The organism is Cupriavidus respiraculi, assembly GCF_914271545.1.
In the GTDB taxonomy this organism is placed as follows: domain Bacteria; phylum Pseudomonadota; class Gammaproteobacteria; order Burkholderiales; family Burkholderiaceae; genus Cupriavidus; species Cupriavidus respiraculi.
In genome coordinates this window covers 860,480-876,077 of the sequence record NZ_CAJZAH010000002.1, presented here as the reverse complement: position 1 = coordinate 876,077, position 15,598 = coordinate 860,480, and the positions used below count along the sequence as shown (strand labels likewise).

At 68.0% G+C, this 15,598-nt stretch carries 15 protein-coding genes and 1 tRNA gene; 7 read left to right on the top strand and 9 right to left on the bottom strand.

Translation table 11 applies throughout. The features are described 5' to 3' along the window. Positions 1–267: 267 nt before the first annotated feature. The 4 genes from LDO27_RS11875 (at position 268) to LDO27_RS11860 (ending at position 3,812) form a co-directional block, all read left to right on the top strand. Positions 268–984, top strand: coding sequence for an ABC transporter permease (locus LDO27_RS11875; RefSeq protein ID WP_222201572.1), 717 nt, complete (start codon positions 268–270; stop codon positions 982–984). A 65-nt stretch (positions 985–1,049) separates the two neighbouring features. Beyond that, positions 1,050–1,964, top strand: coding sequence for a glycine betaine ABC transporter substrate-binding protein (locus LDO27_RS11870; protein WP_377747210.1), 915 nt, complete (start codon positions 1,050–1,052; stop codon positions 1,962–1,964). A 10-nt stretch (positions 1,965–1,974) separates the two neighbouring features. Then, a complete protein-coding gene (locus LDO27_RS11865) occupies positions 1,975–2,625 on the top strand; it encodes an ABC transporter permease (protein ID WP_224041948.1) in 651 nt (216 codons plus the stop codon). Further along, on the top strand, positions 2,622–3,812 hold the full coding sequence (locus tag LDO27_RS11860) for an osmoprotectant ABC transporter ATP-binding protein OsmV (protein ID WP_222201569.1): 1,191 nt from the start codon (positions 2,622–2,624) through the stop codon (positions 3,810–3,812). Before LDO27_RS11865 ends, LDO27_RS11860 begins: the two co-directional genes overlap by 4 nt. Before the next feature lie 99 nt (positions 3,813–3,911). On the opposite strand, the gene LDO27_RS11855 is transcribed toward LDO27_RS11860, so the two are convergent. From LDO27_RS11855 to LDO27_RS11845, 3 genes are all read right to left on the bottom strand, one after another. After that, positions 3,912–5,489, bottom strand: a complete 1,578-nt coding sequence (locus tag LDO27_RS11855; RefSeq protein ID WP_222201568.1) for an aldehyde dehydrogenase (NADP(+)) — start codon at positions 5,487–5,489, stop codon at positions 3,912–3,914. Between the two features lie 58 nt (positions 5,490–5,547). After that, entirely contained in the window at positions 5,548–6,459 is a 912-nt protein-coding gene (kdgD, locus tag LDO27_RS11850; RefSeq protein ID WP_224041946.1) for a 5-dehydro-4-deoxyglucarate dehydratase, read from the bottom strand. Positions 6,460–6,639: 180 nt separating this feature from the next. Then, positions 6,640–7,383 carry a FadR/GntR family transcriptional regulator gene (locus LDO27_RS11845; RefSeq protein ID WP_222201566.1) on the bottom strand — a complete coding sequence of 248 codons (744 nt, stop codon included), beginning with the start codon at positions 7,381–7,383 and terminating at the stop codon, positions 6,640–6,642. Positions 7,384–7,584: 201 nt separating this feature from the next. On the opposite strand from LDO27_RS11845, the gene LDO27_RS11840 reads away from it, so the two are divergent. Next, positions 7,585–8,610, top strand: a complete 1,026-nt coding sequence (locus LDO27_RS11840; protein WP_377747167.1) for a Bug family tripartite tricarboxylate transporter substrate binding protein — start codon at positions 7,585–7,587, stop codon at positions 8,608–8,610. A gap of 109 nt (positions 8,611–8,719) precedes the next feature. Here LDO27_RS11840 and LDO27_RS11835 read toward each other — a convergent pair. After that, positions 8,720–8,809 (bottom strand) — tRNA-Ser (locus tag LDO27_RS11835). Between the two features lie 222 nt (positions 8,810–9,031). Here LDO27_RS11835 and LDO27_RS11830 point away from each other — a divergent pair. Further along, on the top strand, positions 9,032–9,520 hold the full coding sequence (locus LDO27_RS11830; RefSeq protein WP_222201564.1) for an outer membrane lipoprotein: 489 nt from the start codon (positions 9,032–9,034) through the stop codon (positions 9,518–9,520). Between the two features lie 144 nt (positions 9,521–9,664). Here LDO27_RS11830 and hemW read toward each other — a convergent pair whose 3' ends face one another. The 5 genes from hemW to LDO27_RS11805 all read right to left on the bottom strand — a co-directional run bounded on the left by hemW (position 9,665) and on the right by LDO27_RS11805 (position 14,322). Beyond that, positions 9,665–10,903, bottom strand: coding sequence for a radical SAM family heme chaperone HemW (gene hemW, locus LDO27_RS11825; RefSeq protein ID WP_222201563.1), 1,239 nt, complete (start codon positions 10,901–10,903; stop codon positions 9,665–9,667). Further along, positions 10,900–11,514, bottom strand: coding sequence for an RdgB/HAM1 family non-canonical purine NTP pyrophosphatase (rdgB, locus tag LDO27_RS11820; RefSeq protein WP_222201562.1), 615 nt, complete (start codon positions 11,512–11,514; stop codon positions 10,900–10,902). Before rdgB ends, hemW begins: the two co-directional genes overlap by 4 nt. A gap of 12 nt (positions 11,515–11,526) precedes the next feature. Then, positions 11,527–12,246, bottom strand: a complete 720-nt coding sequence (rph, locus tag LDO27_RS11815) for a ribonuclease PH (RefSeq protein WP_224041944.1) — start codon at positions 12,244–12,246, stop codon at positions 11,527–11,529. 93 nt (positions 12,247–12,339) lie between these two features. Then, positions 12,340–13,254, bottom strand: a complete 915-nt coding sequence (locus LDO27_RS11810; protein WP_224041942.1) for a PP2C family protein-serine/threonine phosphatase — start codon at positions 13,252–13,254, stop codon at positions 12,340–12,342. Between the two features lie 15 nt (positions 13,255–13,269). Further along, entirely contained in the window at positions 13,270–14,322 is a 1,053-nt protein-coding gene (locus LDO27_RS11805) for a serine/threonine protein kinase (RefSeq protein WP_224041940.1), read from the bottom strand. Positions 14,323–14,611: 289 nt separating this feature from the next. Here LDO27_RS11805 and LDO27_RS11800 point away from each other — a divergent pair, with 289 nt between their 5' ends. Beyond that, complete coding sequence (locus LDO27_RS11800; protein ID WP_224041938.1) at positions 14,612–15,547, top strand: YicC/YloC family endoribonuclease; 936 nt, start codon at positions 14,612–14,614, stop codon at positions 15,545–15,547. Positions 15,548–15,598 lie beyond the last annotated feature (51 nt).

Below are 15,598 nucleotides of genomic sequence, written 5' to 3'. Positions count from 1 at the left end.
CCGCTTCAGGAGGCGTCCGCCCGCATCGCGGACCTTCCGTCAATCGGGTCCCGCCGTCACGGCACGGACCTTCGCCCGTCCGCCGGCTCCTTCGCCGGTCATGGCGGCAAGCCAATCTAGTCCGGGCCGGCGCCGATTGCCCACATCGGCCATCGTCGCGCCGTCGTCCTGTTTGCCATCCGTCGCCACCGGCGCCGGTGCGGGCCGCGCCTTGCCGCGCGCAACCGCCCGCGCGCCGCCCTGGCGGCCCTGGAGAGGGAAGGAAGCATGTCAAAACAATCCGTCCGCATCGCGGCGTGGACCGCGCTGTCGCTGGCCGGCCTGGCCGGCCTGATCGCCTGGGTCGGCCCCGATGTCCTGCAGCGCCATCGCGAACGCCTGCTGTACGACGTGGCCGATCACCTGCGGCTGGTCGGCTGGTCGATGACGCTGGCTCTCGCCACCGGCCTGCCCGCGGGCATCCTGCTCAGCCGTCCGTGCATGCGCCGCTGGGCCGACCGGCTGATGCAGATCTTCAACGTGGGCAACACCGTGCCTTCGCTCGCCGTGCTGGCGCTGTCGCTGGCCGTGCTCGGCATCGGCGAGCGTCCCGCGATCCTTGCGCTGTGGCTGGCCTCGCTGCTGCCCATCGTGCGCAACACCTGCGAAGGGCTGCGCACCCTGTCGCCCGCGCTGCGGGAGGCGGCACGCGGGGTGGGCATGACGGCGCGCCAGCAGCTGTTCAAGGTGGAACTGCCCAACGCGTTGCCGGTAATTCTCGCCGGCGTCCGCACCAGCCTCGTGATCAACGTGGGCACCGTGCCGCTGTCCTTCCTGATCGGCGCGAACAGCCTCGGGGAGCTGATCTTCCCCGGCATCTACCTGAACGACCAGCCGTTGCTGCTGCTTGGCGCCGCGGCCACCGCGCTGCTGGCCCTGGCCCTGGACGGCATCTTTGCCGCGTGCGGCCGGTTCTACCTGAGCCGGCGGGGACTCGCCCGATGAGCGCCGACCGCGGAACGACACCGAAGGAGAGTGCAATGACTTCCATACCTGGACTGACGACGCGCATGGCCCGCATGGCCCGCACCGCCGCAGGCGGCGCGATGGCCGCCATCGCCGCGGCCATGCTGCTGCTGGCACCGGCCGCGCACGCTGCCGACAAACTGCGCATCGGCGGCAAGAACTTCACCGAGCAACTGATTCTCTCGTCGATGACGGAGCAGTACCTGCGCGCCAAGGGCTTCCAGACCGAGCTGACGTCCGGCCTTGGCAGCACGCTGATGCGGCAAGCCATGGAAAGCGCGCAGCTGGACGTGGTGTGGGACTACACCGGCACGGCGCTGATCGTCTTCAACAAGGTCAACGAGAAGCTGGACCCGGCGGCGAGCTACGCGCGCGTCAAGGCGATGGATGCCGGCAAGGGCCTGGTCTGGCTGGACGCGTCGGGCATCAACAACACCTATGCGCTGGCCATGCCCAAGCGGCGCGCGCAGGCCACCGGCGTGAAGACGCTGTCGGCGCTCGCGGCCGCGATGCGCGCCGGCAAGGAAGGCGCGCGGCATCCGTTCGCGGTGGATATGGAGTTCGCCGCGCGTCCCGACGGGCTGGAGCCGCTCAAGGCCGTGTACAAGCTGCCGCTCACCCGCCGCGACGTGATCCAGCTCGATCCGGGCCTGGTCTACACGGCGCTGAAGAACGACCAGGTGGAGACGGGCCTGGTCTACGCCACCGACGGTCGCGTCAAGGGCTTCGAACTAGTGCTGCTGGAAGACGACCTTGGTTTCTTCCCCGCCTACCAGGCGGCGCCGGTGGTGCGCCGCGCGGTGCTGGACGCGCATCCGCAACTGGGCGAGTTGCTGAACGCGCTGGCCGCCAGACTCGACAGCGAGGCGATGACGGACATGAACTATCAGGTCGATATCGAGCAACAGCCGGTCGACAAGGTGGCCGGGGATTTTCTCCGGCGCCACGGCCTGATCTGAGGAGGACGCCATGGACCTGATCCACTATTTGCAACACAGCTGGCCCACGCTGCTCAAGCTCACCGCCGAGCATCTCGCGCTGGTGGGCACGGCCGTCGGCCTGGCCATCGCCATCGGCGTGCCGCTCGGCATCCTGATTACGCGCCAGCGCTGGCTGGCGACCCCACTGCTGACGCTGGCCACGGTCGTGCTGACGCTGCCGTCGATCGCGCTGTTCGGCCTGATGATCCCGATCTTCGCCAACTTCGGCCACTCGCTGGGATATGTGCCGGCGGTGACGGCGGTGTTCCTGTATTCGCTGCTGCCGATCATGCGCAACACCTATGTGGCGCTGGCCAATGTCGACGCCGGCATTCAGGAAGCCGGCCGCGGCATCGGCATGACGACGTGGCAACGCCTGCGGCTGGTGGACCTGCCGCTGGCAGTGCCGGTCATCCTGGGCGGCGTGCGCACCGCGGTCGTGATGAATATCGGCGTGGCTACCATCGCGGCCATCATCGGCGCGGGCGGGCTGGGCGTGCTGATCCTCCAGGCCATCAGCCAAAGCAATATGAGCAAGCTCGCCGTGGGCGCTGTGCTGGTCAGCGTGCTCGCCATCGTCGCCGACGCCTGCCTGCAGTGGTTGCAGCGGGCACTGACACCTAAAGGACTACGGACATGATCGAACTGGACCAACTGACAAAGACGTTCACGCAGAAGGACGGCACCGTGGTGCGCGCGGTGGACTCGGTATCGCTGGCCGTGCCGGCCGGGGAGATCTGCGTGTTCCTCGGCCCCTCGGGCTGCGGCAAGACCACCACGCTGAAGATGATCAACCGGCTGATCGCGCCGACCTCCGGCACGGTGCGCATCCACGGCGAGGACACCGCGGGCATCGACGAGGTCAGCCTGCGGCGCAAGATCGGCTATGTCATCCAGCAGATCGGCCTGTTCCCCAACATGACGATCGAGGAAAACATCATGGTGGTGCCGCGCCTGCTGGGCTGGGACAAGAAGCGCTGCCGCGAGCGCGCCCGCGAGCTGCTGGCCATGGTGCAGCTCGATCCCGGCAAGATGCTGTCGCGCTACCCGCGCGAACTCTCGGGCGGCCAGCAGCAGCGCATCGGCGTGATCCGCGCGCTGGCGGCCGACGCGCCGGTGCTCCTGATGGACGAACCGTTCGGCGCGGTGGATCCAATCAACCGCGAGAGCATCCAGAACGAATTCCTGCAGATGCAGCGCCAGCTCGGCAAGACCGTGATCATGGTCTCGCACGACATCGACGAGGCCATCAAGCTGGCCGACAAGGTCGCGGTGTTCCGCCGCGGACAGCTCGTGCAGTTCAATCATCCGGACGCGCTGCTCGCGCACCCCGCAGACGAGTTCGTGCAGGCCTTCGTCGGTCACGACAACACGCTCAAGCGCCTGCTGCTGGTCAGCGCCGGCGACGCCGCCACCATGCCGCCGACCTGCCTGCCGGGCACGCCGCTGGCGCAGGCCGTGGCGCTGATGGACGACAACGACGTGCGCCACCTGCCGGTCGTGGATCGGGAGCAGCGCGCCATCGGCTACGTCGCGCGCCGCGACGCGCGCGCGCCGCGGCCGGAGCAGCGCACCTGCGCCGACGTAATGAAGCCGTTCCCGGCGACGGCGCAGTGCGACGAGCATCTGCGCATCGTGCTCTCCCGCATGTATCAGCACAACACCAGCTGGCTGCCGGTGCTCGATGCCGACGGCGCCTATCTGGGCGAGGTGACGCAGGAATCGATCGCCGGCTATCTGAGCTCGGGCCGTTCGCGCGGCACCACCACCATCGCGCCCCCGGCGGCCGCGGTGGCGGAGCTGGAGGCGCTGCGCGCGGCAGCCTGACGGCAAGGAGGCGGCACGGGGCGGCACCGCTGACCCGTCCTCGCAACGACAAAGCGGCGACCGGATGGTCGCCGCTTTGTCGTTGGCACACCTGCCGCGTCAACGATGCGACAGCTTGCCGTCCTGCAGGCGCCACAGGCCCAGCGGATTGCCGTCCTTGAGCGCCTCCGGCAGCAGGGCCGCCGGCACGTTCTGATAGCACACCGGGCGCAGGAAGCGCTCGATCGCGGTGGCGCCCACCGACGTCGCGCGCGTGTCCGACGTGGCGGGGAAGGGTCCGCCATGCACCATCGCGTGCGAGACCTCGACGCCGGTCGGGTAGCCGTTGAACAACACCCGTCCGGCCTTGCGCTCCAGCACGGTCAGCAGGCGGCCGGCGGACTCGTAGTCCGGCGCATCGGCCTGGATGGTGGCCGTCAGCTGGCCCTCCAGCCTGGTGGCGAGCGCCACCATCTCGGCCTGGTCCTGGCAGACCACCAGTACCGACGAGGGGCCGAACACCTCGGCCTGGGCGCGATGGTCTTCGGCGAAACGCTGCGCCGTGGTCTCGAACAGCACCGGACGCGCCTGGTTCGGTCCCGCCGGGGCCTTGCCGGCGCCGATCTGCTTCAGGCCCTCGATATCGCCCAACTGCGCCACGCCTTTTTCATACGCGGCGTGGATGCCGGGCGTCAGCATCGTGGCCGCGGCCTTTTCCGTCAGCGCCGCGATGGCGGCTTCGCGGAACGCGTCCAGCGACGGACCTTCCATGGCGATGGCCAGGCCCGGATTCGTGCAGAACTGGCCCACGCCCAGCACCAGCGATTCGACGAAATCGCGCGCGATCTGCGGGCCGCGGTTCGACATCGCATCGGGCAGCAGGAACATCGGGTTGATGCTGCTCATCTCCGCATAGACGGGAATCGGCTGCGGACGGTTGTTGGCAGCCTGGACCAGCGCCAGTCCGCCGGCGCGCGAGCCGGTAAAGCCCACGGCCTGGATGACCGGGTGCGTCACCAGCGCGGTGCCGATATTGACGCCTGCGCCCACCAGCAGCGAAAACACGCCTTCGGGCAGGCCGGCATCGGCCACGGCGCGCTGGATCACGCGCCCGACCAGTTCCGAGGTGCCCAGATGCGCGGAGTGCGCCTTGACGATGACGGGGCAGCCCGCGGCCAGCGCGGCCGCGGTATCGCCGCCCGCCACCGAGAACGCCAGCGGGAAATTGCTCGCGCCGAATACGGCGACCGGGCCCACCGGAATCTTCTGCATGCGCAGGTCGGGCCGCGGCGGCGTGCGCTCGGGCAGCGCGCTGTCGAGCGTGGCCGATTGCCAGCGCCCATCGCGCAGCACGCTGGCGAACAGGCGCAGCTGATTGGCGGTGCGGCCGCGCTCGCCCTGCAGGCGCGCAACGGGCAGGCCGCTTTCGCGCTGCGCACGCTGGATCAGCGTATCGCCCAGCGCTTCGATGCCGCTGGCGATCGCTTCGAGAAACGTCGCGCGGCGCTCTGGAGAAATGGCACGGTATTCGTCGAATGCGGCTTCCGCGAGCGCGCACGCGCGCTCCACTTCCGCCGCGCCGCCGCCGTGGAAATCCGGCCCGATCACGTCGCCGGTGGCGGGATCGATGGCCTGGAGCTTCGCTTCGGTGCCGCGCACCGCGCTGGCTCCGATCAGCATGTCGCCGGTGATATTCATAGCTCGTTCCTGCTAGACGGTTGGATGGCGGCGGGCGGGGTGCGCGCCGCCACAGGCGTTATTGTGCGCCCGCGCGGTCGATCAGCCGGGCCAGCATCCCGCATTCTTCCTCGGTCAGGTCGGTCAACGGCGCGCGCACCGGACCCGCGTCGTGGCCCACCAGCTTGGCGCCGGCCTTGACGATGCTCACCGCGTAGCCTTGCTTGCGGTTGCGGATCTCCAGGTACGGCAGGAAGAAGGTGTCCAGCAGGCGGCCGACCGTCGCTTCGTCGTTGTTGGCCACGGCGTGATAGAAGTCCATCGCCGTCTTGGGGATGAAGTTGAACACGGCCGACGAGTACACGGGCACGCCCAGGGCACGGTAGGCCGCGGCGTAGACCTCGGCGGTAGGCAGGCCGCCCAGGTAGGCGAAGCGGTCGCCCAGCTTGCGGCGGATCGAGACCATCAGCTCGATGTCGCCCAGGCCGTCCTTGTAGCCGATCAGGTTGGGGCAGCGCTCGGCCAGGCGAGCCAGCTGCGTCGCGTTCAGGCGGCACACGGCGCGGTTATAGACGATCACGCCGAACTTGACCGAGCGGCACACGGCCTCGACGTGGTCGGCGATGCCTTCCGGGCTCGCTTCGGTCAGGTAGTGGGGCAGCAGCAGCACGCCATGCGCGCCGAGGCGTTCGGCTTCCTGCGCATAGGCGATGGCGACGCGGGTGGGGCCGCCAGCGCCGGCGATGATCGGCACCTTGCCACGGCAGGTGTCCACCGCCGTGCGCACGATGTCGGTGTATTCCTTCGGCTCGAGCGAGAAGAACTCGCCGGTGCCGCCCGCGGCGAACAGCGCGCTGGCGCCGTAGGGAGCGAGCCATTCCAGACGCGATGCATACGAAGCGGCGTTGAAGTTACCTTGGGCGTCGAAGTCGGTGACCGGGAAGGAAAGCAGGCCGGAGCTGATGATGGTCTTGAGGTCTTGAGGCGTCATGTCGCTGAGGAACGGTCGGAAGGGATCCGGAGAGTCGAAAGGAGTTGCGGTGTTGGCGCGCCGCGGGCCGGGGAACACGGACCGTGTCGTTACGGTCGTTTCTTATAGGACATCATACGACATAGGCGATACGACGGGCAAGCGTTTTTCGGCTGCCTATGGGATAGCCGGCCTGCGCGCTCAGCTTGCCGCCGCGGCGGATGCCTTGCGCAACCGTTCGCGGCTGTTGGTCAGGTGCATGCGCATCGCGGCCTTCGCGCCCTCGGGGTCGCGGCGTTCGATGGCGTCGTAAATGCTCTCGTGCTCGAAATTCACCCGCTCCAGATACTGCTCGCGCTCCACGGCGCTGACATGCAGCCGGCTGCGCGGGATCACCATGGTGCCCAGATGGCCCATGAAGTCGGTGAAATAGCGGTTGCCGGTGGCGCGCGCAATGGCCAGGTGGAACTCGAAGTCCGACCCCACCGAATCCTTGCCTTCGCCGGCGGTGCGCTTCAGATCGTCCAGCGCCCGGCGCATGGCCCGCAGTTGCTCGTCGGTGCGGCGCGAGGCGGCCAGGCTGGCGGCCTCCGCCTCGAGGCTGACCCGGAATTCCAGCATGGCCAGCACGTCCATCGCCGTGCCCATGGCGGCCGTGTCGATGCGGAAAGGGGACTGCGAATCGGCCGGTGGCGCCAGCACGAAGGTACCGATGCCGTGCCGCGTCTCGACCAGCCCGCTCGCCTGCAGGCGGGACAGCGCCTCGCGCACCACCGTGCGGCTTACGCCCAGCGCGGCCATGATCTCCGACTCGGTCGGCAGCTTGTCGCCGGGCTGCAGCTTGCCTTCCTGGATGCTCTCGGTGAGGCTGTTCACGGCCTCTTCGGCAAGCGTGCGGCCGCGGCGGCGCAGGGGGGCGGGATTGGCGAGCGAGGGGTTTTTCATGGGGGTAACGAGACTTGACCGGTTCGCGGTGGCGTTATTATACTGCCCTCGTAAGTCATATGACGACTGATAACAGATATGACGGCGCGACAGAGGCAACGTCGCGCGGATCGTCGGACGGTCGTCGCGTATGGGGGGCGTGGTCGCCCCCTGGCGGACGGCCCCGCAGCGGGTCGCACATATTGATACAGGAGACGACACATGACCCAGCCATATCCGCCGACCCGGCAGCGCCCCGCCGTGCTGAACGGCACCGCCCGGCGCTTGCGCAACGCCTTGTTCGCCATCGCCGCCGGCCTGATGGTCACGACCGCCGCGGTCGCCCAGAGCTGGCCGCAGAAGCCGGTCTCGGTGATCGTGCCTTTCCCGGCGGGCGGCTCGTCCGACACCATTGCCCGCATGCTGGCGCCACCGCTGAACGAGAAGCTGGGCCAGCCCTTCGTGATCGAAAACAAGCCAGGCGCGACGGGCTCCATCGGCGCGGCCATGGTCAAGCGCGCGCCGGCCGACGGCTACACCATGCTGGTGGCGCCGATATCGGTGTATGCGATCAACCCCTTCCTGCACAAGAACCTGCCTTACGATCCGGCCAAGGACTTCGACCTGCTGACGGTCGCGGTGCGCGCGCCCAACGTGCTGGTGGCCCATCCCTCGTTCCCGGCCAATACCGTCGCGGAGCTGATCGCTCATTTGAAGAAGAACCCGGGCAAGGTCAGCTTCGCCTCGTCGGGCGCCGGCTCGTCGGACCACCTGACCGCGGCGCTGTTCTGGCAGAAGACCGGCACCCAGGGCTTGCACGTGCCATACAAGGGCGGCGCGCCCGCCGTATCCGACCTCTTGGCCGGGCAGACCAACGTCTCGTTCCAGAACATCAACGCGATCGTGCAGCACGTGAAGGCCGGCAAGCTCAAGGCGCTGGCGGTGACGGGCGAGAAGCGCTCGGACCTGCTTGCCAACGTGCCGACGCTGGCCGAGGCTGGGGTCAAGGACGTCGAGGTGTATTCGTGGCAGGCCGTGGCCGCCCCACGCGGCTTGCCCAAGGACGTCAAGAGCAAGTTGCACGGCGCGCTGGTGGCATCGCTGAACGATCCGCAGATGCGCGCCAAGCTGGCCGAGAGCGGCTTCGAGGTCGTGGCCAATACGCCGGAGGAGTTCACAAAGTTCGAGAACCAGGAACTGCAACGCTGGAAGACGGTGATCGAAACCGGCAACATCACGGCGGAGTAAAGCCGGACCGGCATGCCACCGCATGGCCGCCGCGACGGCCGCAAAGCAAAAGCCCGCGCATATCGGCTATGCGCGGGCTTTTTTGTCTGTGTTGCCTGTACAGGCTTGCTGGCGGAGGCGGTGAGATTCGAACTCACGGATGGGTCACCCCATCGGCAGTTTTCAAGACTGCTGCCTTAAACCACTCGGCCACACCTCCAGCATTGCCGCGGCCCCAGCGAGCCGCGCCGCGCATTATAGCAAGGGCTCATCCCGCTCACGCCGGCATGCGCCGATCCCATGCAGAGGGCTGGCCGGCAGTGTCGGCGTTTGTCCGACACGGAGGAACCTTCGACGCAAGCGCCGCCTCCTAGAGGTGGTGGGGCCCCGCCGGCAGCGCGTGGCGCCCCGGTTTTTTCGCACTTCTTGAGGAGAATAATCGATGAATGGCAAGACACTGCTGAGCGCCGGCGCGCTGGCCGCGGCAATCGGACTGGCCGGATGTGCGGCGCAAGGGGGCGGCTATGGCGCCCAGCAGCCTGCGCCGGGCTACCAGAACACGTCGGGCACCTATCAGGCACCGGCGGGCTCGGTGTTCGTCGGCCGCGTCGAGTCGATCGAACCGATCACCCATCAGTCCGGCAGCTCCGGCATCCTGGGCACCGTGATCGGTGGCGTCGCCGGCGGCTTGCTGGGCCATCAGATCGGCGGCGGTTCCGGCCAGACCATCGCGACCATCGGTGGCGCGGTGGCCGGCGGCGTCGCCGGCAACCAGATCGAGAAGCGCACCAGCGGCGGCACCGAGACGGTCTATCGCGTCAACGTGCGTCTGGACGATGGACGCCTCGCCACGGTGACCCAGCGCCAGTTGGGCAATCTGCGCGTCGGCGACCGTGCCCGCGTGGCAAACGACATGGCGACGCCGTATTGATTTCCCGCGACTGATGGCATTCGGGCCCGGTTCTCCGGGCCCGAATTGTTTCTGAGGGAGTCGCTGCCGGCCGTTATCGCGCGAGCCCCGGTCGCGCACCGGCCGGCCCGTTGCTGCGCCGAGCGCGTCGGCCGTCCCGACGCGCTATCCCTTCAGGAACATCTGCTGCAGATCGTTCAGGAAACGACGGCCCAGTTCGGTCGGGCGGATCGTGGTCGGGTCCGCCTCCAGCAGTCCCTTCTTTTCCGCGGCCGCGAGATCGCGGCTGATCGTATGCAGCGGCAGGCCCGTGTGGTCGTGGAAGGTGCTCGCGGGCACGCCCTCGGTCAGCCGCAGTGCATTGAGCATGAACTCGAAGGGCAGGTCGGCGGCGCTCACATCGTGCGCTTCCTGTACGGCGTTGCCGGCCATCGCCTGCGCCATATAGGTGGCGGGATGCTTGTGGCGCATCTGGCGCAGCACCCGATGCGCGAACGAGATCTTGCCGTGCGCGCCGGCGCCGACTCCCAGATAGTCGCCGAAGCGCCAGTAGTTCAGGTTGTGCTGCGCCTCGCGCCGCGGCTTGGCATACGCCGACGTCTCGTAGTGGCGCAGTCCGTGCGCGGCCGTGCGTGCCTCGATGCTGTCCTGCATGTCGAAGGCCAGGTCCTCGTCGGGCAGCAGTTCGGGCGGGTATTTGGCGAACAGCGTATTGGGCTCCATCGTCAGGTGATACAGCGACAGATGGGTCGTGTCGTAGGACAGCGCCGTTTCCAGGTCCTGCATGCACTCGTCCAGCGTCTGTCCCGGCAGCGCATACATCAAGTCCAGATTGACGTTGTCGAAGTTCGCCAGCGCGATCTCGATGGCGGCGCGAGCCTCGTCGCCGCCGTGGATGCGCCCGAGCGCCTGCAGGTGCCGGTCGTTGAAGCTCTGGATGCCGATCGACAGGCGGTTGATGCCGCTCGCACGATAGCTGGCGAAACGCTCCGCCTCGAAGGTGCCTGGGTTCGCTTCCATCGTGATCTCGGCGTCGGCATCCAGCGGCAGCAGCGCGCGGATATCGGAAAGCAGGCGGTCCATGCCGGCCGCCGACAGCAGGCTGGGCGTGCCGCCGCCGATGAAGACGGTATGCACGGGTCGCCCCCACACGAGCGGCAGCGACTGCTCGAGGTCGGCCCGCAGCGCGTCGAGGTACGCGTCTTCGGGGATGGCCTGGTCGCCGTTGCCGCCCGGCGTCGCATGCGAATTGAAATCGCAATACGGGCATTTGCGCACGCACCACGGAATGTGCACGTACAGCGAGAGCGGCGGCAGCGCGGGCAGCGAGATCTGCCCCGGCTTGAGCCAGAGCTGGGTCGCCTCGCCGGCGGGCGAGGCGGAGACCGGGACGATGGGAATCATGGGCGCCGTGCCTGACCGCGGGCGCGCAGCCGTGCCACCAGCGTCTGCAGGGCCAGCGCGCGGTGGCTGATGCGGTTCTTGTCCTCGGCCGACAGTTCGGCGGCGGTCTTGCCGAGTTCGGGCAGCAGGAAGTGCGCGTCGTAGCCGAAGCCGTTGGTGCCCCGCGGGGCATCGACCACCTCGCCGTCCCACGTGCCCTCGGCGATCATGGGACAGGGGTCGTCGGCATGGCGGACCATCACCAGCACGCAGTAGTAGTGCGCATGGCGGTTGACCTTGCCCGCCAGTTGCGAGATCAGGTAGGCGTTGTTGGCGGCGTCGGACTTTGCCTGTCCGGCCATCTGCGCATAGCGCGCGGAATACACGCCGGGTGCACCCTCAAGCGCATCAACACAGATGCCGGAGTCGTCGGCCAGCGCCGGCAGGCCGGTCAGGCGGCTGGCATGGCGCGCCTTGCACAGCGCGTTCTCGACGAAGGTGGCGTGCGGTTCTTCCGCCTCGCTCACGCCAAGCTCGCCCTGCGGCACGATTTCCAGGCCGAGCGGCGCGAGCAGAGAGCCGAATTCGCGCAGCTTGCCGGCGTTGTTGGAAGCGAGGACGAGGCGTTGCATCGCAATCTCCCTTCAGGATGCGGCAAGCGCCTGCCGCTGGTAGCCGATCAGTTCGGCGATGCCCTTCTCGGCGAGGCGCGTCATCGCCTCCAGTTCGGCGCGATCGAAGGGCGCGCCTTCCGCGGTGCCCTGGACTTCGACGAAACCGCCGCTGCCGGTCATGACCACGTTCATGTCGGTAGAGCAGCCGCTGTCCTCGGCATAGTCCAGGTCCAGCACGGGCACGCCCGCGACCATGCCGACCGAGACGGCGGCGACGAAGTCGCGGATCGGGCTGGCTGCGATCATGCCCTCGCGCAGCATGCGCGCGACCGCGTCATGCGCGGCCACGAAGGCACCGGTGATGGCGGCGGTGCGGGTGCCGCCGTCGGCCTGGAGCACGTCGCAATCGAGATGGATGGTGTGCTCGCCCAGCGCGCCCAGATCGAACACCGTGCGCATGGCGCGGCCGATCAGGCGCTGGATCTCCTGCGTGCGGCCGGTCTGCTTGCCGCGCGCCGCCTCGCGGTCGGAGCGGGTATGCGTGGCGCGCGGCAGCATGCCGTATTCCGCCGTGACCCAGCCCTCGCCGCTGCCTTTCTTGTGCGGCGGCACCTTGGTCAGCACGCTGGCCGTGCACAGCACCTTGGTATCGCCGAAGGCACTCAGTACCGAGCCTTCGGCATGGCGGGTGTAGTGGCGGGTCAGGGTGATAGGGCGCAGCGCATCGGCAGCGCGTCCGCTAGGTCGCATGGGGATTGTCTTGTGGAATCGGAACAGACCCGGATTCTAACCCTTGCGACCCCGCTGCGCCCGGCGCGGGCGGGAATGCGGACGGCCCTGCCGTCAGCGCATCAGGTTGCTGCTCTTGTCGATGGCGGCGCGGATTTCGGCGATCGATCGCTCGATCTCTTCCTCGGACAGCAGGTCGCCTTCGCCCTCCGTGCGCTCGAGAATGGAGGTGGTGAACGCGTTCAGCGGCAGGGTGTCGGTCAGCACCGCTTCGTCGGCCGCCGCGGCCGCGTCCAGCTCCCACATCATGCCGATCGCGGTGGTGTTGTCCGCGCCCTCGCCGGCGCTGTCCAGCGCCTGTTCGATCAGGTCGGGGATCGCCTGCACCACGGACAGCCGGCTGATGGTGTCGACGATCGTCGGCTCGTCCAGGCTGCCCCACAGGCCGTCGGAGCACAGCAGCGCGACATCGCCGGGCTCGAGCCGCAGCGGCCCGCCGATATCGATCAGCGGCAGGTTCGGCGAGCCCAGGCAGTTGTAGATCTTGTTGCGCTCGGGATGGTTGGCCACGTGCATGGGCAGCACGCGATCCTGTTGCAGCAGGTTCTCGATCTTGGAATGGTCGCGCGTGCGCGTGAGCAGGCGTCCCTGGCGCATCAGGTACAGCCGCGAATCGCCGGCATGTGCCCAGTGGATCTGCCCCTGCTGCACCAGGCAGCAGACGATCGTGGTGCGCGGCACGTCGTCGAGCCGGTTCAGCTCGGCGTAGCGATGGATTTCGCGATGCGCGAGCATGATGGTGTCCTGCAGGAAGTCCGCGGGATGGCGGATGGCCGGCCGTGCCTGCGACTGGAACTGCCGCGCCAGCGTCTGCAGCGCCTGCTGCGCGGCGACCTCGCCGAGCGCATGGCCGCCCAGGCCATCGGCCAGCACCATCAACAGCGCGTCCCGCGTGAAGCAATAGCCCATGCGGTCCTGGTTGATGCGGCGGCCTCCTTTCCTGCTTTCCTGGTAGACGGAAAATCGCATCTTGCTGGGTCCTGTCTAGTCGCTGCGCGGCAGCGGCTGTGGCGGCGCGACCGGGGCGAGGTCTTCACGGCGCCGCAACAGCGTCATCAGCCGGCTTGCCGCCGAGCGCTCCGGCGCGGGCGCGGCCACCGGCGCGGCCACGGCGGAATCGCTCAGCGCATTGGTCTGGTCGCGCAGTTCCTTCTGCAGGCGGAAGACGCTCTGCGGCCGCGCCGACGGCGCGAGCTGCAGGCACCATTGCACCAGGTCGACGAGCCCGTCGGTATAGCTTGCGCGCAGCTTGTCGAGCGCCTGGCCCATGCGGTCGTCCTTTTCGCGCTGGTTCGCTTCCTGCGGCGCCATGCCGGCCATGCAGGCGTAGAGCGTCGCGCCCAGGCTGTAGATGTCGGTCCACGGACCCAGCTCGCTGTGCTTGCCATAAAGCTCGGGCGCCGCGAAGCCGGGCGTGTACATGGGCTGGAAGCGCGCGGCTTCCATCGTCAAGGTCTGCCGCGCCGCGCCGAAGTCCAGCAGGATCGGCGACTCGTCCTCCCGCAGGTAGATGTTGCCCGGCTTGATGTCCAGATGCAGCAGCTTGTGGATATGGACTTCGCGCAGGCCGCTCATCAGCGCGTGGAACACGCGGCGGATGAAATGCTCGCGCAGGACCTTGGCGCGTCCCTGCTGGCGGGCGTGCAGGATATGCTCCTGCAGCGTCTTGCCCAGCTCGTAGTTCATCACCATGTAGACGGTGGCGTTCTCGCGGAAGAAATTGACCACGCGAACCACGTTGGGATGGGAGATGCGGGCGAGCGAGCGTCCTTCCTCGAAGAAGTACTTCAGGCCGAGACGGAAGGATGCAGCGTTCTCCTCGGGCACCACCGGGATCAGTGCGCCGGGCTCGCGGCGCGCGAGTGCGGACGGCAGGTATTCCTTGATCGCGACGGGAGCACCGGCATCGTCGGTGGCGAGATAGACGAAACTGAACCCCCCGCTGGCCAACTTCTTTACAATGCGATAGTTGGACAGCAGCGTGCCGACGGGCAGCGGTGCACTCTTCGGTTGTGAAGCGCCCTTGGACTCTGTCATAGGATTCGGTGCCTGGATGCTCCGGATTGTCCTGACTAATCGGTGAGTTGTAAAGAACACAATAGGGACCATGTCGGGCCCCATTTCGAGCGCGATCCGGCGCGATTCCCATGCGGAATTTCCAGCCGGACAGCCCCTCGATCGGGACGCGGCATCGGTTCCGTTTTTGCCTGACCGGCGGCCGGTTCCGCGGCCGCCCTTCAGCCACGGCAACGGCGCCAGCGCGCGCCCGCCACCGGCCGCCGGCTCCGCCCGGCAACGGCGGCCGGCATTTTCGAGAGAACATTCAATGGCCCACAGCATGACAGGTTATGGCGCGGCGACGCGCCAGGCGGCGCTCACGGACGCGCAAGGCAAGGCAACCGGCAGGACGGTCGCGGTGTCGGTGGAATTCCGCACGGTCAATTCCCGTTTCCTCGACCTGTTGTTCCGCGCCCCCGAGGAATGCCGCGCGTTCGAACCTGCGCTGCGCGAGATGCTGATGGGCCAGCTGTCGCGCGGCAAGCTCGAATGCCGCATCAACCTGCAACGCGCCGAGGCGGGCGCCGCCACGCTGGCGCTGAATCTGGACTTGCTGGCGCAGATCCGCGGTCTGGAGGCTACGGTCGCGCAGACCTTCTCGGACGCCGGCACCATGCGCATGGGCGAGATCCTGCGCTGGCCCGGCGTGCTGGTGGAGCCCGAGCTGTCCCAGGACGCGCTGCGCGACGCGGTGATGGACGCCGCCAAGGAGGCGCTGGCCCAGTTGCTCGAGGCTCGCCGCCGCGAGGGCGAGGCGCTCAAGGCCACCCTGGTTGAGCGCATCGAAGCGATGCTGGCGATCGTCCAGCGCCTGGTGCCGACCATCCCCGAACTGATCGCCCATCATCAGGAAAAGCTGACCGAGCGCCTGCAGGAAGCGTTCAACCTGGTCGCGCCGAGCGGCATGCCGTCGATGAGCCGCGACGAAATCGGCGAGCGCATCCGCCAGGAGGCGACCGTCTATGGCATCCGCATCGATATCGCCGAGGAGCTGTCGCGTCTGGAGGCGCATCTGAACGAGACGCGCCACATCCTGAAGAAGGGCGGACCGGTGGGCAAGCGGCTGGACTTCATGATGCAGGAGCTGAACCGCGAGGCCAACACGCTGGGCTCCAAGGCCGCGGCCAAGGAACTGGCCGACGCCTCGATGGAGCTCAAGCTGCTGATCGAGCAGATGCGCGAACAGATCCAGAACCTCGAATAACGAACCCACGACCATGAGCGACACGTCTCACTCCGGGACCCACACCGGATC